The following is a 15,318-nucleotide window of genomic DNA, read 5'->3' as shown; positions in this document are numbered from 1 at the left end:
GCCGCTCGTGGCCTCCGGCCGTCATGAATGGGTGAGCAGCCCGATCCCCAGTGCCACCAACGCGGCGACCTTCGCCACCTCAAGGCCGACGTAGGAGAGGTGCTCGCGGGAACGGGGTACGTCCTCGCCCGCCAGGACCCGGTCGGACCTGCGGTTGAGCCGCGGCCGCACCACGAGCAGCTGGGCCAGGAGCAGGACGACGGCCGCGACGACCGGTCCCACGACACCGACGGGCCGGTCCCCCGTGGCCACGGCCACCGCGAGCGCGAGGGCGAGGACGGCCTCGACGAGGTTCAGGGCGCGGAAGACCAGCCGCCCGATCCCCAGGCCGATGGGAACGGTCACGCCGGGGGCGCGGAACTTCAGCGGCGCCTCGAGGAAGGAGATCGCCAGCACCATTCCCAGCCAGAGGAAGGTGACCGCGACCGACGTCACGGCCCATGTGGGGTGCATCAAGGGTGCCTTTCCGCTGTCAGGTGCGGTGCGGGCGCCAAGTGGGCCAGGCACGCGCCGGGTTCGGCGAAGGGTTCGAGGCCGGTCGCGGTCAGTGGCGCCCGCAGCTCGTCCAGGGCTCCCTGCATCAGGGCGAGATGCAGGGGACAGACCAGCTGGCCGTGCTCCTCGGCGAGTTCGAGGAAGGGGCAGTGGCGCAGCCGGATGCGGGCGGGCGGTGTGCCGTCCTCGGCGTCCGGGGCGAAACCGAGGTCGTCCAGGAGGCGGACGAGACGGGCGGCCGCGTCCTCGGGGGTGGGCCGCCGGTACGGCTCCGGCTGCTCGACCAGGAAACGGCCCCAGGCCCGGCCCGTCTCCATGGCGGCGGAGCGCCCCTCGGAGCCGGTGCCCGCGAGCCGGCTCAGCAGCATCCGCGCGAGCAGCCGGTAGCCGCGGGATCCGCCGCGGTCCATGCCCGGGCGGGGCGTGTAGACGGTGCGCGGGCGCCCGCGGCCGGAGGGCTGCTGCGTGCGCCGCTCGACGGCACCTTCGTCGACGAGGGCGTCCAGGTGGAACCGCACGGTGTTGGGGTGGACGCCGACGCGCTCGGCCGTCTCGGTGACGCCGAGCGGAGCGTCGGCCGCCCGCAGCACGGCGAGGACCTCGCCGCGGCGCGGGCTGGTGGTGCGTGAGCCGGCCACGCCTCCTCACCCCTCTTCCGTCTCTGCCGCCGTGCCATTTTCTCCAAATACTACCTGTAATAATTGAGGAAACTGGAGGCGGGTCGGGAGCCGAAAGGCCCGGACGGCCGGGAGCGGAGAGAGCGATGGCGGGAGTCCCACAGGCGCACGAGGAGGAGCCGATGCCGGCTCCTCTGTGCGACGTCGAGGCGTTGGCGACGGCATCCGCGACGGGGGTGCTCTGGAAGCTCACGGAGAGCGGGCGTCAGCTCGACGCCAACCTGGTCCGGCTGGCGCCCGGCCACCACATCGCCCCGCACGCGGAACCGGACCTGGACGTCCTGGTGCTCGTCGTGTCAGGCGCCGGCACGCTCGGGGCAGGCGTCGAGGGCGAACCGCTGCCCCTCGCCGCGGGCTCCCTGTTCTGGCTCCCGCACGGCTCCACCCGCAGCATCACCGCGGGCGACGACGGCCTCGCCTACCTCACCGTCCACCGGCGCCGCCCCGGCATGCGGATCGGCCGGGCACGCTGAGGCGAAGGCCCCCGAAACAACTCGGCCGGACGGGAACGCGGACGGCCCCTCGTCCGTCTTTCTGAGTGAGGTCCCCGCGGCATCCCCCGTCCGTGGGGGCCTCACCACCTCCCGGGTCCCGCCCCGCGGCCTACGACGGCTGGAGCCGCCCCGCCGGGAACGCCCGCGCGAACGCCTCCCGTGCCGCGCTGTCCGGCCTGCGGTCGAGCACCCCGAACACCACGTGCTCGAAGTGCGCCGCGAACCGTCCGCCCGGTCCGAGCAGCGCCCGGAAGGCGGCGGCCACCTGCACCGGGTCGTTCTGGAACACGCCGCACCCCCAGGCCCCCAGCACCAGCCGCCGGTAGCCGTGGGCGGCGGCCGTCTCCAGCACCCGCTCGGCGCGCACCGCCAGGGCCCGCGGAAGCTCGGCGGCCCGCTCGGGCGCCGTGCGCCTGATGACGCCGGCGTTCGGTGCGGCGGCCGTCAGGAACCCCGCCGTGTACGGCTCGTCCAGCAGGCGGCCCCGGTCGTCGCGGAAGACGGGGACGGCCGGCGAGTGGATGACGCGGTCCGAGTAGAACGGGTCGCGGTGGGCGCGGTGATGGTCGTAGAACCCGGGGACCTCGAGCAGGCACCGGTACAGCGCGGAGGAGCGGCACAGCGCCTCCTCCTGGGCCTGGGCGCCGTTGAGGAAGCCGCCGCCCGGGTTGCGGGCGGAGGCGAAGTTCAGCACGGCCGGGCCACCGCCGAGGCGGCGCGCCGCCTCGAGGCTGCTCTCGCCGGTGACCTCGAAGAACGTCTCGGCGGGCGCGGTCTGCGGCACGGGGACGGGCTCCGGCCCGTACACGCGCGTGCCGGCCCGGGCCGCGGCCACGGGCTCCGCGATGGACACCTCGCGCCCGCCGGGCGTGCGGTAGCCGCCCGCCTCGACGATCTCCTCGGTCTCGCGCGCGATGCCGCGCAGGCGCGCGCTCATGGCGCCACCCCCGTGGACGCCATGCTCGCGCGCCGTGCGCGCTCCCCCGTCGTGCTCATGCACCGATCGTGGGTGATGCTGGAGTGACGGTGCAACAGAGTTTTCGTGTCCGAAAACGCGCAGGAAAGCCCCGGGAAACCGGGGGAAGGAGGAGATTACCGAGCCGGAACGTACCGGTACGCACCCTTGTGCGAATCGGCACGAAGGTCTTGGGTGGGACGAGTGCCGCCGTCCGGGCGCCTGACGGGCCGGGCCGGCGGCACGGTGGAATCTCAGAAAGGGATCCCGGAATGTCCGATTCAGCCACTGACTGCGGCGAGTGTACGGAGCCCCGTACCGCCCTGTCCGAAGCCGAGGTGGAGGCCCTGGTCCGGGGCATCTGCTTCAAGACCGGCCCGCCCCGGGGCATCGGGGTCGAAGTGGAATGGCTCGTCCACGAGCTGCGCCGGCCGCAGCTCCCCGTCACACCCGAACGACTCGACGCGGCGTACGCCGCACTGCGGACCGTGCCCCTGAGGTCGGCGCTCACCACAGAGCCCGGCGGCCAGCTCGAACTGAGCTCACCGCCCGCCACCTCCCTGATGGAGTGCATCGGTACCGTCTCCGCCGACCTCGACGCCGTCCGCACGGCGCTCGCCCGGCAGGGCCTCGGCCTCGTCGGCATCGGCCACGACCCCTGGCATCCGCCCCGCCGCTTCCTGCGTCAGCCGCGCTACGACGCCATGGAAGTCGCCCTGGACCGCGCCGGCCCGGCCGGGCGGCGCATGATGTGCACCTCGGCCTCCGTCCAGGTGTGCCTGGACGCCGGGTACGAGGAGCCCGGACCGCTCGGCCACGGACGGCGCTGGTGGCTCGCGCACCAGCTGGGCGCGGTGCTGCTGGCCGCCTTCGCCAACTCCCCGCTGGCCTGCGGACGGCCCACCGGCTGGCGTTCCACCCGGCAGCTGACATGGATGGAGATCGGCGCCGGCCGGGCGGGCGGACCCGTGCTGAACGGCGATCCGCGCGCGGCCTGGGCCCGGCACGTGATGGACGCCCCGGTGATGTGCGTCCGGCGCGAGGGCGGCCCCTGGGACGTCCCGGACGGGCTCACGTTCCGCGAGTGGGTCCGCTCGAAGGCGCCCCGGGCGCCGACGCGCGAGGACCTCGACTACCACATCACGACACTGTTCCCGCCGGTCAGGCCGCGCGGTTTCCTGGAGCTGCGCATGATCGACGCACAGCCGGGAGACGACGGCTGGATCGTGCCGCTCGCCGTGACCACCGCGCTGTTCGAGGACCCGGAGGCCGCCGAGACCGCCTACCGGCTGGTCAAGCCGCTGGCCGAACGCTCCACGGGGCGTCCGGCGCCGCACAACCCGCTGTGGACCGCCGCGGCCCGCGACGGCCTGGCCGACCCCGAGCTGCACGAGACGGCCGTCGGCTGCTTCACCGCGGCGCTGGAGGCACTGCCCCGGACGGGGGCCACCGAGCGGGTCACGGACGCCGTGGCCACGTACCTGGAGCGCTACGTCCGCAGGGGCCGGACCCCTGCCGACGATCTGCTGGACCGCCTGCGCGAGACGAGCCCTCGCGCCCACGGGAAGGACCCGAGCTCATGACCGACCCCGCCATCGACGAACCCACCATCGATGCGGAAGCACTCCGGGAGCGGGCGCTGACCACCCTCACCACCGCCCGTACCCGCACCACGCTGCTGACCAGTTGCGTCGAGGACCCCGACCTGACCGCCCAGCACTCCCCGCTGATGTCACCGCTGGTCTGGGACCTCGCGCACATCGGCAACCAGGAGGAGCTCTGGCTGCTGCGGGCCGTCGCCGGCCGGGACGCGATGCGCCCCGAGATCGACGGCCTCTACGACGCCTTCGAGCACCCCCGCTCCGAACGCCCCACGCTGCCGCTGCTGCCGCCCGCGGAGGCCCGCGCCTACGCGGCCGAGGTACGCGGCCGGGTGATGGACGTACTGGAGGGCGCCGACTTCCACGGCACCCGGCTGACCCAGGCGGGCTTCGCCTTCGGGATGATCGCCCAGCACGAACAGCAGCACGACGAGACGATGCTGATCACCCATCAGCTGCGCAAGGGCCCCCAGGCCCTGACCGCCCCCGAACCCGAGCCCGTGGCCCTGTTCACCGGCCCGGCCGAAGTCCTCGTCCCCGGCGGCCCGTTCACCATGGGCACGTCCACCGAACCGTGGGCGCTGGACAACGAACGCCCGGCGCACCGCCGGGAGGTGGCGTCCTTCCACATCGACACCACACCCGTGACGAACGGCGCCTACCAGGCGTTCATCGAGGACGGCGGCTACGACAACGAGCGCTGGTGGACGCCCGAGGGCTGGGCCCATGTGCGCAAGAACTCCCTGCACGCACCGCTGTTCTGGCACCGCGACGGCAAGCAGTGGCTGCGCCGCCGCTTCGGGGTCACGGAGGTCGTGCCGCCGGACGAGCCGGTCGTCCACGTGTGCTGGTACGAGGCCGACGCCTACGCCCGCTGGGCCGGCCGGCGGCTGCCCACCGAGGCCGAGTGGGAGAAGGCGGCCCGCCACGACCCGGCGACCGGCCGCTCGACGCGCTACCCGTGGGGCGACGCCGACCCGGCGCCCGAGCACGCCAACCTCGGTCAGCGGCACCTGCGCCCCGCCCCCGCCGGCAGCTACCCAGCCGGTGAGTCACCGCTCGGCGTACGGCAGTTGATCGGTGACGTGTGGGAGTGGACGGCGAGCGACTTCCTGCCCTACCCGGGCTTCCAGGCCTTCCCGTACAAGGAGTACTCGGAGGTGTTCTTCGGGCCGGAGTACAAGGTGCTGCGCGGCGGCTCGTTCGCCGTGGACCAGGTCGCCTGCCGGGGGACGTTCCGCAACTGGGACTACCCGATCCGGCGGCAGATCTTCTCCGGGTTCCGCACCGCGCGTTCCGCGGCGGACGTCTGATGTGCCGTCACCTGGCCTACCTGGGGCCCCCGGAGCCGTTGGGCACCCTTCTCGTGGAGCCCGCGCACAGCCTCTACCGTCAGTCGTGGGCGCCGCGGCACCAGCGCTACGGCACCGTCAACGCCGACGGCTTCGGCGTGGGCTGGTACGCCGACGGCGACCCGGTGCCGGCCCGCTACCGGCGTGCCGGACCGGTCTGGGCGGACCTGTCCTTCGCCGACCTCGCCCGGGTCGTGCGCACCGGCGCCCTCCTGGGCGCCGTGCGCGACGCGACGCTGTCGGGCGCCGACGCGGAGGCCGCCGCGGCGCCGTACGCCTTTGGGCCCTGGCTGTTCAGCCACAACGGCGCCGTCAGGGGCTGGCCGCAGTCCCTCGCGCCCCTGGTGCAGGGGCTGCCGGCCGTGGACGTGCTGTCGCTGGAGGCCCGCAACGACTCGGCGCTCGTCTGGGCGCTGGTCCTGGCGCGGCTGCGCGACGGCGACGACGAGGCGCAGGCGCTGGCCGACACGGTGCTGGAGGTCGCCGAGGCGGCCCCCGGCTCCCGGCTGAACCTGCTGCTCACCAACGGCGAGACGATCACCGCGACCACCTGGGGCGACACCCTCTGGTACCTGTCCCGGCCCGGCCGCAGCACCGTCGTGGCCTCCGAGCCCTACGACGACGACCCGCACTGGCAAGAGGTCCCCGACCGCACCCTTCTCGCGGCGAGCCGCACGGACGTGCTGCTCACCCCGCTCAAGGAGCCGAGCGACACCTCGGCCACCGCACTGCCGAAGGAGCCCCGTACGTGAGTCCGTTCCTTCTCACCCGCACCCTGCCCGAGGACGCCACGGACGCCGCACTGCGCGCCGACGTCCTGCACGGCCTGACCGGCAACCCGAAGACGCTGCCGCCGAAGTGGTTCTACGACGCGCACGGCAGCGAGTTGTTCGAGCAGATCACCGAACTGCCCGAGTACTACCCCACGCGCGCCGAGCGCGAGATCCTCCTCGCGCGCGCCGGCGAGATCGCCGCGGCGACGCGGGCCCGCACCCTGGTCGAACTGGGCTCCGGTTCGTCGGACAAGACGCGGCACCTCCTCGACGCGCTCACCGGACTGCACACGTACGTCCCGGTGGACGTGAGCGAGAGCGCGCTCACCCAGGCCGGTCAGGCGCTCGTGGCGGAGCGTCCCGGACTGAGCGTGCACGCCCTGATCGCCGACTTCACGGCCTCCCTGGCCCTGCCCGACACCCCCGGGCCGCGCCTCGTGGCGTTCCTGGGCGGCACGATCGGCAATCTGCTGCCCGCCGAACGGGCGGTGTTCCTGACCTCGGTCCGCTCCCTGCTCTCCCCCGGCGACGCGCTGCTGCTCGGCACCGACCTGGTCAAGGACGAGAGGGTGCTCGTCGAGGCGTACGACGACGCGGCCGGTGTGACGGCCGCCTTCAACAAGAACGTCCTGACCGTCGTCAACCGCGAACTCCACGCCGACTTCGACCCCGACGCCTACGACCACGTGGCGCTGTGGGACACGGAGAACGAGTGGATCGAGATGCGGCTGCGCTCGCGCGCGGAACAGACGGTGAAGATCCCGGCGCTGGACCTGGCCGTGGACTTCGCCGAGGGCGAGGAACTGCGCACCGAGGTGTCGGCGAAGTTCCGCAAGGACGGCGTACGCGCCGAACTGGCCGCCGTGGGCCTGGAACTGGCCCACTGGTGGACGGACGAGGCGGGACGGTTCGCGCTGTCGTTGAGCGTCGCTCGCTGAGCGACGGCAGAGGGGGGTGACGGTGACGTCACCCCCCGGCGGTTCAGCTGAGGCTGTTCAGCACGTCCGTGATGCGCCGGGAGGCGCGGCGGGCCTCGGTCGCCGGGTCGGCTCCGGTGAGCACCTTGGTCATGTACGGCTTGATCGGGTTGTCGGCCTCGACCGCGCCCCACTGGGGCGTGGCCGGGGTCGCCCGTCCCTGCGCGGCCCCGGCCGCCATGGCGGCGACGCCCTCCTCGCCGGCGACGGCCTTGGCGAGGGCCTTGCGGTTGGGCACGTAGTTCATGGTCCGGGCCAGGTCGGTGTCCCATCGGGCGCCGGTGAGCGCGGCGACGACGGCCACCGCGCCGTCCCGCTCGCGCGTGTTGTTCGGTACGACGAGGTCGGAGCCGCCGGTGAAGACGGCGCCGGGGCGGTGCGGGGTCCGGCCGGGGACGGGGAAGAAGCCGATCTTCCCCTTCAGTCCGGGATTCCGCTGGACGATCGCCCGGGCCTGTCCCGGCACCGCGACGATCTGTGCGACGCGCCCTTCGGCGAACACGCCCGCCTGCGGCGGGTGTTCCTCGTCGGAGCCGACGGGACCGCGGCCGAGCGACTGCAGGCGCCGGTAGAAGTCCATGCCGCGCAGGGCCGCCGGGGTGTCCAGGGCGCCCCGCCAGCCGCCGCCCTCCCGGTCGTCGGCGAGGTCGCCGCCCTCGTCCCAGATGAAGCCGGCCAGGGTGTACCAGTCCTGTCCGGCGAGGTAGATGCCCTGCACCGCGCCGGAGTCGAGGTGCCGTGTCGCGGCGAGCCAGTCCTCGCGGGTGCGCGGCGGAGCCGTGACGCCGGCCCGGGCGAACAGGTCCTTGCGGTAGATGACGACCCGGTTGGCCGCGTACCAGGGGATGCCGTACTGGTGGGAGGTCTGCTGGCCCGGCTCGGCGAGGCCGGGCAGCCAGTCCCGCCTGCCCCAGCGCAGGGACTCCAGCGTCAGATCGAGCAGCCGGTCCCCCTCCACGTACTGCGGGACCTGGGTGTTGCCGACCTCGATGACGTCGGGTCCGTGACCGGAGGCGGAGTCGAGGGCGGCCTGCACCTTCTGGCCGATGCCGGTCCACTGCTGGATGCGGATGTCGAGCCGGAGATCGGCGTGTTCCTGCTCGAACCGCTCGGTGAAGCGGCGCAGGAAGTCCTGGGAGGCGCTGTCCTTCATCAGCCACACGGTGACCGTGCGCCGGTCGGCCCCGCCCGGGACGAGTCCACAGGCGCCGGTGAGGCCGAGCGGGGCCAGGGCGAGCAGGCTGCGACGTCTCACGAGGGGTCCTGTTCTGTCTGCGGACAGGGAAGGGGGCCCGGCGTGGGGGGACGAGCGCGGGGCTCGTTCGGGTGTGCCCGGATTTTGGTATGGACCAATGCGGGGGGTCAAGAGGGGCAAGGGCCCCGAAGCAGACGTCTCGCGCTCCGTCGCAGCTTGGGGCACCGTGGAGTGACGCGTGACACACGTGACACTCCGGTCATCACGGCCGTACGGAGAGGAGCACCCGCATGTCGAATCACACCTATCGGGTCACGGAGATCGTCGGCACCTCCACCGACGGTCTCGACGAGGCGATTCGCAACGGCATCCGCCGTGCCTCGCAGACCCTGCGCAACCTGGACTGGTTCGAGGTCACCCAGGTGCGCGGGCAGATCGAGGAGGGCGAGATCGCGCACTACCAGGTCGGCCTGAAGGTGGGTTTCCGGCTGGAGGAGGAGTCGGACTGACGGCTTCGCGGACGACGCGGAAGGTCACCCCTTCGGCCCGGTGGGCGGGCGCTCAGGTCCGCCCCTCGCGCTCCTGTGCCACCTTCAGCTCGGTCGACGGGGTCGCCCACCGCGCCCGTACGACCCTGAACCCCGCCCGTTCGGCGTCGTCGCACACCAGCTCGTCGTCGTCGACGAACAGGCGGATCTCACGGGTGCGGGCGAGGCGGCGCAGGATCTCCAGCTTGGTGCGGCGGGCCGGCCTGCGGTCGTCGTTGCGCCGCATGTGGACCCGCCCCTCGGGCAGTGCCTGCGCGGCCAGCCAGTCCAGCGTGTCGCGCCGGCACCGCTCGGGACGTCCGGTGAGGTAGACGACCTCGCACTCCTGCGCGCTCTCCAGCACCAGCGCGATGCCCTCGGCGATCGGCGGATCGTCGGGGGCGGCCGCGAAGAAGCCGTCCCAGTCGCGCGGTGCGCGCTCCAGGAACCGCTGACGGTGCGCGGTGTCGGCAAGGGTGTTGTCCAGGTCGAACACGGCGAGGGGGCGTGCACTGCTGTCGGTCACCCGTCCACCCTAGGGCGTGCACTTCGGGGGCCGGCGTGAGCCGCCGCCGAACGGCCCCTGTGCGCAGGCCGGTCGGCCCGCGACGCGCCCGACTCGGGCCGGTAGCAAGGAAAGGGGGGAGGCGATCCCCCGTGCTTCCCGCGGGGAAAAGGAGGGGAACATCATGACGACCAGCCGTACCGCCTTACGGCGCCTGGCGCTGGGCGGGATGGTTCTGGCGCTGGGGCTGCCGGCCCCGGCGACCGCGGCCGGCAGCCGTGCGGACGCCGGCCCGACCGCCACGAGCGGCGCCCCGGGACGCAGCGGCAGTCCGCACTCCGCCGTCGACCGCGTCGCCGACTTCTACGGCAGCTACGTCGACGTGCTGCACGACTCCGGCCGCGGACAGCTCGCCGACGCCCTGCGCCGCCACTACCTCACCGCCGGCCTGCGCGAGAGCCTGGCCCGCTGGGAGGCCCGCCACCACCAGGACGGCATGCTGCGCGCCGAGGGCGTCCCGCTCGAGTGGAGCGTCGTCGTCAACGACAGCGGCATGGGTCACTGCTGGAGCCGGGTCACGCTCACCTGGAAGGCCGCCGGCCACTCGCACACCACCCACCTGATGGTGCAGTCCGACCTGTCGACCCTGCTCATCTCCGGCATCAGGACCGACGAGTAGCGGGGGCCTCGGGCGCGGAGCCCCGCGCCCCAGGCGTCGCGCGGGTGTGCGCGGCTCACATGGCCCAGCCGAGGGACGGACGGGGCTCCCGCTCGGCGCCGCCGGCCGCCGTGCCCTCGACGTCGTGCTCGGCGAGGGCCACCAGCTGCCGGCCCAGATCGTTCAGGGCCCTGCCCGCGGCCAGCTCGTCGCCGATCTCCGGCACGTCCGTGTCCACGGGGTTGCGGTGCGCGACCCCGTGGCCGGTGAGCGCCGTCGTACCGGTGTCCAGCACGGCGTGCGCCTTGGTCGTCCGCTCCTCCTCGAAGAGGTGGAGCCGTATCTTCCACTCGCTCGTGTGCGCCATGGCGTCCCTCCTCGGCCCGGCGGGCGCCGCACGGTGCGCGGGCCGCCCGCCCCGCACCTCCATGGTCGGACGCCCGCGGGAGCCTGTCACGCCGATGCCTCGCGCAGGCGACGCCACCGCCTACATGTGACCGGGCGAGACACCGGCCGGCAGCGGCCGGGAGTCGTCCAGGCGGTAGCCCAGAGCCTCGGTGACGGCCACGACCCCGTCGACACGGCGGGCGACGAGCACCGCGAGCCCGGTGTCGCTGCGCCGCTCCACGTGCCCGCGCAGCCTCACCACACCGCCGGCGACACCGACGTCCACCAGGTAGCGGGGCTGGCAGAGCGCCGCGGCCACCTGGTCGCCGACGTCACGGCGGATGTCCTCGTCCGGGCGGAGGAACACCCGCAGCAGGTCGCCGCGGGTGACGATGCCCGCGAGCCGGCCCTGCCGGTCCACCACGGGCAGCCGTTCCACGGCGTGCCGCCGCATGGTGCGCGCGGCCTGCGCCACCGACGCGTCGAGCGTCGTGGTGACGGCGGGCCCGGTCATGAGGTGTTCCGCGGTCGTGGCCCGGGCCTTGGCCGCCGCCACCCGTGCCGAGCGGCTCAGCCGGGGCAGCCTCGGGCGCCTGCCCCGCCGCGCGTCGGACTGGGCGGCCTGTCGATGGAGCAGGTCGGTCTCGGAGACCACCCCGAGGACCCGCCCCCCGTCGTCCACCACGGGCAGCCCGCTGATGCGATGCTCCGCCAGCAGCCCGGCCACCGTCTTGAACGACGCGTCACGTGGTGCGCGCACCACCTCCCTGGTCATCACGTCCTCGATCGTGCGGTGCCTCATCGTCTTTCCTCCTGCTCCTTCCGGACTTCGGTTCGGGACCTCCGCCGTCCTCGCTCAGCCGGCGGGGACGAGGTAGACCGGGCAGTGCGCGCGGTGCAGCAGCGCGTGGGTGACCGGGCCGAGGCGCGGCGCGGGCCGCCGGGCGTGCGGACGGTGCGCCGTGATCACGACGGCGTCGGCCGCGCGCGTGGCCTCCACCAGGGACTCGGCTGCGCCGCCCCACACGGTGTCGGTCTCGACCACGACCCCCGGGAACTTCTCCCGCAGCGTGGCCACGGCCCTCTGGGGCACCGCCGACTGCTTGCGGCCCTTGGTCTCCAGCTCCTCCTGCAGCCGCTCGGCGGAGACCACGGGACCGGCGCCCGACGTCGCCGGCAGGACACAGGTGTGCAGGACCCGCACCCGGGCACCGCGCTGCTGCGCCTGTTCGAAGGCGAACCGGGCCGCCTCGGTCTCGGTGTCGGTGCCCACGCCCACAAGGACCACGCCGTGGTCCAAGCCGCCGTAGGCCGCCTCGCCCCGGACCACCAGCAGCGGGCTCGAGCAGCTGCCGGCGAGCCGGCGGCTCACCGAGCCGGACACCAGTGCGGTGATCTCGCCCAGGCCGCGGCTGCCGATGACGGTCAGCGCGGCGTGCTCACCCCGGCGCGTCAGCTCCGCCACGGCCGGGTGCGGGCTCAACGTCGCCGTCACGTCCAGTTCCGGAGCCTGCTCGTGCACGCGCGCGACGGCGGACTCCAGCACGGCGTGCGCCCGCTCGAGGAGCGAGGACGTCTCCGGCTCCGGCCCGCCCGGGCGCACCTCGTGCGCGCCGTGCTTGGCCCACGGCCAGCCGTGCAGGATCTCCAGCGCGGCCCGGCGCGCCGCCGCCTCCGCGACCGCCTGGTCCAGGGCCCGCAGCGCCTCGTCGGACCCGTCCACGCCCACCAGCACATGCCCGTGCAGGGCGGGACGGGGCGCGTACCTGCCGTAGTCCCACAGACTCTCGCGCTCATGCGTCATGACCACTCCTCTCCCGGCCCCTCGGGCCCTCGAGCGCGTCCGGCACGCACCTGCCCACGCGTTGGTCCCTCTCGTCACTTCCAGCCTTGTGAGGAGGCGGCACGCCGTGCTTGGGCCCAACGGGCACGAGCCGAGCCACTCGGCCCAGGCCCGTGCGCGGACCGGCCGGGCGCCGAGCCGAAGGGGCCCCGTCGACGCCGGCGGGACGCGCGCCGGACGCAGAAGAGGGCCGAACGGCCCTCGGGGACGGCCCCCTTCGGCCCTGGTACACCCCGCGGGCAGCCGTAGGCTGGAATCAGCCTGCGGGGCGAGCGAGGGAGCGCATCCGGGACACCACCTTCAACAAGGGACACGAGCCCTTGTCAACGGAAGGGGTGACGGATGGGCTGAGAGGCCGGAAGGTCTGAGGACCGGACGGCGACCTCCACCACCTGATCCGGACCATACCGGCGAAGGGAGCCCACCTCGCAGGTTCTGTCGTGTCCAGGGGGCAACCCCGGGCGACCCGGTGGGTCGGGGTCCCGGGGCGATGGATCATGCTTCTCCCATGGCATCCCGGTTCTCCGCCCCCCGCACCACATTGATCGGCGCGGCCCAGCAGCGCCCCTGCACGCTCGTCGTCTGCCGGGGCTGCTGCTGCGGCGACCCGCGCAAACACCCGGGCAGCGACCACGCCTGGCAGCTGGAGCGGCTGCGCGCCGCGGCGGCCGAGTCCGGCTTCCAGGTCCGTACGACCGACTGCCTCGGCCCCTGCGACCAGGCCAACGTCATCGTCGTCCAGCCGTCGGCGGCCGGGCGGCGGGCCGGCGGCCGCGCCACCTGGGTCGGCTTCGCGATGGACGACGACTGCACGCAGGAGGTCATCGACTGGGCGGCAGCGGGCGGACCCGGCCTCGCCGAACCGCCGGTGACCCTGGAGCTGCAGTTCATCCGCCCGCCCCGCGACGCCCGGACGCCCGGCCGCCGCTGACGGCCGTCCGCTAGGCGAATCCGCCGTTGCTCATCAGCAGCTGGCCGTTGATCCAGCCACCCTCCGCGGAGCACAGGAAGTCCACCAGATGCGCGGTGTCCCGTGGGGTGCCCAGCCGGCCGAGCGGGGTGGCGCGCACGCACTGCTCCCGGACCTCCTCCGCCATCCAACCGGTGTCGACGGGGCCGGGATTGATGACGTTGGCGGTCACCCCGAGGCCGGCGAGCTCGTGGGCGGCGGCCAGGGTGATGCGGTCGAGGGCCCCCTTGCTCGCCCCGTACGGCAGGTTGCCGACGGTGTGGTCGCTGGTGAGGGCGATGATCCGGCCGCTTCCCGCGCCGCCGGCGAAGCGGCGCCCGAACTCGCGGATCAGCAGCCAGGTGGCGCGGGCGTTGACCGCGAAGTGCCGGTCGAAGCTCTCGACGGTCGTGTCGAGCAGTCCGGAGTCGACCGACTCGCAGTGGCACATCACCAGCGCGGCGACCCCGCCCAGCCGCCGCTCGGCCTCGTCGAAGACACGGGCCGGGGTCTGCGGATCGGCGAGGTCCGCCTCGATCGCCGCCGTGGACGCGCCGCGTCCGCTCAGGTCCGCGGAGATCGCCGCGGACGCGCCGGATTCCCGCCCCCAGGTCATGCGGTCGTCGTAGGGACTCCAGAAGGTGAAGGCGACGTCCCAGCCCGAGGCTGCGAGGCGGCGGGCGACCCCCGCGCCGATGCCGGCCGTGCGCCCCACGCCGGTGATCAGCGCGACGGGACGGGCCGCGGCCCCGCCGGGCGCGGTGTGCTCCTGATCGCTGCGCATCGTCACGGTGGGAGATCGTCCCGGGGCGGACCGTGGGCGTCAATCGCTTTTCCCGCGCAAGGAATCTCGGGGGCCGCCCGGTGTTGAACCCTGTATGAGCTCCCTGATCGCCCGGACCCCGTTCTCCGTGCTCGACCGCTCCCGCACCCGCGAGGGCCACACGCATGCCGAGGCGCTGCGGGACACCGTGCGGCTGGCGCGGGAGCTGGAGGAGCTCGGCTACCGGCGGCTGTGGGTGTCGGAGCACCACGGTGTGCCCGGGGTCGCCGGGTCCGCGCCGACCGTGCTGGCCGCCGCCGTCGCGGCCGCGACGCGCACCCTCCGGGTCGGCACCGGGGGCGTGATGCTGCCCAACCACCGGCCCCTGGTCGTGGCCGAGCAGTTCGGGGTGCTGGAGTCCCTCTTCCCGGGGCGCGTCGACATGGGGCTGGGGCGGTCGGTGGGCTTCACCGACGGTGTGCGCAGGGCGCTGGGCCGGGACAAGGAGGCGGCCGAGGACTTCGCGGGGCAGCTGGACGAACTGCTCGGCTGGTTCCGCGGCACCTCTCCCACCGGCGTCCACGCCCGCCCCGCCGAGGGCCTGACCGTGCCGCCGTTCGTGCTCGCGATGGGCGAGGGCGCCGACCTCGCCGCCCGGGCGGGCCTGCCGATGGTGATCGGCGACCTGCGCAACCGGGAGAAGATGCTGCGCGGCATCGACCGCTACCGCGCCGGATTCCGCCCCTCCCCCTGGGCGGCGGAGCCGTACGTCGTCGTCTCCGGCACGGTCGCCGTGGCCGCCACGCCCGAGGAGGCCCGCCGCCTGCTGATCCCGGAGGCCTGGTCCATGGCGTACTCCCGCACCCACGGCACCTTCCCGCCCCTGCCGCCCGCCGAGCGCGTGGAGACGCTGACGATGACCGCGAAGGAGCGCGGCTTCTACGAGGCCGGGCTCGCCGGACACGTCGCGGGCACCGAGGAGCAGGTCGCGCACGAGCTGGAGACGGTGCTGAAGGAGACGGGCGCGCAGGAGGTGCTGGTCACCACCAGCACGTACGACCGGGCGGCGCTGGTGGACTCCTACCGCAGGCTGGCGGGGATCTTCGGCGCACCGGCGGCGGGGCGTCACGCGGCGGCGCCCGGCCCGGCCGCGTAGGATCGCGGGGT

18 protein-coding genes are annotated in these 15,318 nt (G+C 74.0%); 9 read left to right on the top strand and 9 right to left on the bottom strand.

Going from position 1 to position 15,318, the window contains the following annotated elements; genetic code table 11:
* Nucleotides 1-21: 21 nt before the first annotated feature.
* Together M8J74_RS03895 and M8J74_RS03890 are read right to left on the bottom strand one after the other, a co-directional pair.
* Entirely contained in the window at nt 22-453 is a 432-nt protein-coding gene (locus tag M8J74_RS03895) for a hypothetical protein (protein WP_249835076.1), read from the bottom strand.
* Nucleotides 453-1,133 carry a helix-turn-helix transcriptional regulator gene (locus tag M8J74_RS03890; protein WP_249835075.1) on the bottom strand — a complete coding sequence of 227 codons (681 nt, stop codon included), beginning with the start codon at nt 1,131-1,133 and terminating at the stop codon, nt 453-455. The genes M8J74_RS03895 and M8J74_RS03890 overlap by 1 nt, the downstream gene beginning before the upstream one ends.
* Nucleotides 1,134-1,258: 125 nt before the next feature.
* Here M8J74_RS03890 and M8J74_RS03885 point away from each other — a divergent pair, with 125 nt between their 5' ends.
* Nucleotides 1,259-1,645 carry a cupin domain-containing protein gene (locus M8J74_RS03885; RefSeq protein ID WP_372500104.1) on the top strand — a complete coding sequence of 129 codons (387 nt, stop codon included), beginning with the start codon at nt 1,259-1,261 and terminating at the stop codon, nt 1,643-1,645.
* Between the two features lie 130 nt (nt 1,646-1,775).
* Here the strand turns inward: M8J74_RS03885 and M8J74_RS03880 are convergent, their stop codons facing one another.
* Nucleotides 1,776-2,603 (bottom strand): TIGR02452 family protein, encoded by an 828-nt coding sequence (locus tag M8J74_RS03880; protein WP_249835073.1) that lies wholly within the window; start codon nt 2,601-2,603, stop codon nt 1,776-1,778.
* A gap of 290 nt (nt 2,604-2,893) precedes the next feature.
* Here M8J74_RS03880 and egtA point away from each other — a divergent pair, with 290 nt between their 5' ends.
* Genes egtA through egtD form a run of 4 tightly spaced genes read left to right on the top strand, consistent with a single transcriptional unit; the run spans nt 2,894 to nt 7,285 of the window.
* A complete protein-coding gene (egtA, locus tag M8J74_RS03875; RefSeq protein WP_249835072.1) occupies nt 2,894-4,204 on the top strand; it encodes an ergothioneine biosynthesis glutamate--cysteine ligase EgtA in 1,311 nt (436 codons plus the stop codon).
* The gene (egtB, locus tag M8J74_RS03870) at nt 4,201-5,535 is read left to right on the top strand and encodes an ergothioneine biosynthesis protein EgtB (RefSeq protein ID WP_249835071.1); all 1,335 of its coding nucleotides are present in this window, start codon (nt 4,201-4,203) and stop codon (nt 5,533-5,535) included. Before egtA ends, egtB begins: the two co-directional genes overlap by 4 nt.
* Nucleotides 5,535-6,326: an ergothioneine biosynthesis protein EgtC gene (egtC, locus tag M8J74_RS03865; RefSeq protein WP_249835070.1), complete on the top strand. Its 792-nt coding sequence runs from the start codon at nt 5,535-5,537 to the stop codon at nt 6,324-6,326. Before egtB ends, egtC begins: the two co-directional genes overlap by 1 nt.
* Nucleotides 6,323-7,285, top strand: a complete 963-nt coding sequence (gene egtD, locus M8J74_RS03860; protein ID WP_249835069.1) for an L-histidine N(alpha)-methyltransferase — start codon at nt 6,323-6,325, stop codon at nt 7,283-7,285. The genes egtC and egtD overlap by 4 nt, the downstream gene beginning before the upstream one ends.
* 43 nt (nt 7,286-7,328) lie before the next feature.
* Here the strand turns inward: egtD and M8J74_RS03855 are convergent, their stop codons facing one another.
* On the bottom strand, nt 7,329-8,579 hold the full coding sequence (locus M8J74_RS03855) for an extracellular solute-binding protein (protein WP_249835068.1): 1,251 nt from the start codon (nt 8,577-8,579) through the stop codon (nt 7,329-7,331).
* Between the two features lie 230 nt (nt 8,580-8,809).
* Between M8J74_RS03855 and M8J74_RS03850 the strand changes: the two genes are divergently transcribed.
* Nucleotides 8,810-9,028 (top strand): dodecin, encoded by a 219-nt coding sequence (locus tag M8J74_RS03850; protein ID WP_249835067.1) that lies wholly within the window; start codon nt 8,810-8,812, stop codon nt 9,026-9,028.
* Nucleotides 9,029-9,080: 52 nt separating this feature from the next.
* On the opposite strand, the gene M8J74_RS03845 is transcribed toward M8J74_RS03850, so the two are convergent.
* Entirely contained in the window at nt 9,081-9,572 is a 492-nt protein-coding gene (locus M8J74_RS03845) for a phosphatase domain-containing protein (protein ID WP_249835066.1), read from the bottom strand.
* Nucleotides 9,573-9,735: 163 nt separating this feature from the next.
* Between M8J74_RS03845 and M8J74_RS03840 the strand changes: the two genes are divergently transcribed.
* Entirely contained in the window at nt 9,736-10,230 is a 495-nt protein-coding gene (locus M8J74_RS03840; RefSeq protein WP_249835065.1) for a hypothetical protein, read from the top strand.
* A 55-nt stretch (nt 10,231-10,285) separates the two neighbouring features.
* Here M8J74_RS03840 and M8J74_RS03835 read toward each other — a convergent pair whose 3' ends face one another.
* The 3 genes from M8J74_RS03835 to M8J74_RS03825 all read right to left on the bottom strand — a co-directional run bounded on the left by M8J74_RS03835 (nt 10,286) and on the right by M8J74_RS03825 (nt 12,400).
* Nucleotides 10,286-10,576: a DUF1876 domain-containing protein gene (locus tag M8J74_RS03835; RefSeq protein ID WP_249835064.1), complete on the bottom strand. Its 291-nt coding sequence runs from the start codon at nt 10,574-10,576 to the stop codon at nt 10,286-10,288.
* 120 nt (nt 10,577-10,696) lie between these two features.
* Nucleotides 10,697-11,398, bottom strand: coding sequence for a CBS domain-containing protein (locus M8J74_RS03830; RefSeq protein ID WP_249835063.1), 702 nt, complete (start codon nt 11,396-11,398; stop codon nt 10,697-10,699).
* A 54-nt stretch (nt 11,399-11,452) separates the two neighbouring features.
* Nucleotides 11,453-12,400, bottom strand: a complete 948-nt coding sequence (locus M8J74_RS03825) for a universal stress protein (protein WP_249835062.1) — start codon at nt 12,398-12,400, stop codon at nt 11,453-11,455.
* A gap of 547 nt (nt 12,401-12,947) precedes the next feature.
* Between M8J74_RS03825 and M8J74_RS03820 the strand changes: the two genes are divergently transcribed.
* Nucleotides 12,948-13,370, top strand: coding sequence for a (2Fe-2S) ferredoxin domain-containing protein (locus tag M8J74_RS03820; RefSeq protein WP_249835061.1), 423 nt, complete (start codon nt 12,948-12,950; stop codon nt 13,368-13,370).
* A gap of 10 nt (nt 13,371-13,380) precedes the next feature.
* Here M8J74_RS03820 and M8J74_RS03815 read toward each other — a convergent pair whose 3' ends face one another.
* A complete protein-coding gene (locus M8J74_RS03815) occupies nt 13,381-14,172 on the bottom strand; it encodes an SDR family oxidoreductase (RefSeq protein WP_249835113.1) in 792 nt (263 codons plus the stop codon).
* 94 nt (nt 14,173-14,266) lie between these two features.
* On the opposite strand from M8J74_RS03815, the gene M8J74_RS03810 reads away from it, so the two are divergent.
* Nucleotides 14,267-15,307 (top strand): LLM class flavin-dependent oxidoreductase, encoded by a 1,041-nt coding sequence (locus M8J74_RS03810; protein ID WP_249835060.1) that lies wholly within the window; start codon nt 14,267-14,269, stop codon nt 15,305-15,307.
* The last annotated feature ends 11 nt before the right edge of the window (nt 15,308-15,318 follow it).

Source organism: Streptomyces panaciradicis, from assembly GCF_023516615.1.
Taxonomy (GTDB): Bacteria; Actinomycetota; Actinomycetes; order Streptomycetales; family Streptomycetaceae; genus Streptomyces; species Streptomyces panaciradicis.
Note: the sequence above shows the minus strand (reverse complement) of the source record. Positions and strands in the feature narration are given on the sequence as shown.

What these genes read in the sequence shown, in the direction of transcription:
- M8J74_RS03895 (WP_249835076.1), bottom strand. Translation starts at nt 453, where the DNA reads ATGCACCCCACATGGGCCGTGACGTCGGTCGCGGTCACCTTCCTCTGG.
- M8J74_RS03885 (WP_372500104.1), top strand. Translation starts at nt 1,259, where the DNA reads ATGGCGGGAGTCCCACAGGCGCACGAGGAGGAGCCGATGCCGGCTCCT.
- M8J74_RS03880 (WP_249835073.1), bottom strand. Translation starts at nt 2,603, where the DNA reads ATGAGCGCGCGCCTGCGCGGCATCGCGCGCGAGACCGAGGAGATCGTC.
- egtA (WP_249835072.1), top strand. Translation starts at nt 2,894, where the DNA reads ATGTCCGATTCAGCCACTGACTGCGGCGAGTGTACGGAGCCCCGTACC.
- egtB (WP_249835071.1), top strand. Translation starts at nt 4,201, where the DNA reads ATGACCGACCCCGCCATCGACGAACCCACCATCGATGCGGAAGCACTC.
- egtC (WP_249835070.1), top strand. Translation starts at nt 5,535, where the DNA reads ATGTGCCGTCACCTGGCCTACCTGGGGCCCCCGGAGCCGTTGGGCACC.
- M8J74_RS03850 (WP_249835067.1), top strand. Translation starts at nt 8,810, where the DNA reads ATGTCGAATCACACCTATCGGGTCACGGAGATCGTCGGCACCTCCACC.
- M8J74_RS03840 (WP_249835065.1), top strand. Translation starts at nt 9,736, where the DNA reads ATGACGACCAGCCGTACCGCCTTACGGCGCCTGGCGCTGGGCGGGATG.
- M8J74_RS03835 (WP_249835064.1), bottom strand. Translation starts at nt 10,576, where the DNA reads ATGGCGCACACGAGCGAGTGGAAGATACGGCTCCACCTCTTCGAGGAG.
- M8J74_RS03830 (WP_249835063.1), bottom strand. Translation starts at nt 11,398, where the DNA reads ATGAGGCACCGCACGATCGAGGACGTGATGACCAGGGAGGTGGTGCGC.
- M8J74_RS03825 (WP_249835062.1), bottom strand. Translation starts at nt 12,400, where the DNA reads ATGACGCATGAGCGCGAGAGTCTGTGGGACTACGGCAGGTACGCGCCC.
- M8J74_RS03820 (WP_249835061.1), top strand. Translation starts at nt 12,948, where the DNA reads ATGGCATCCCGGTTCTCCGCCCCCCGCACCACATTGATCGGCGCGGCC.
- M8J74_RS03815 (WP_249835113.1), bottom strand. Translation starts at nt 14,172, where the DNA reads ATGCGCAGCGATCAGGAGCACACCGCGCCCGGCGGGGCCGCGGCCCGT.
- M8J74_RS03810 (WP_249835060.1), top strand. Translation starts at nt 14,267, where the DNA reads ATGAGCTCCCTGATCGCCCGGACCCCGTTCTCCGTGCTCGACCGCTCC.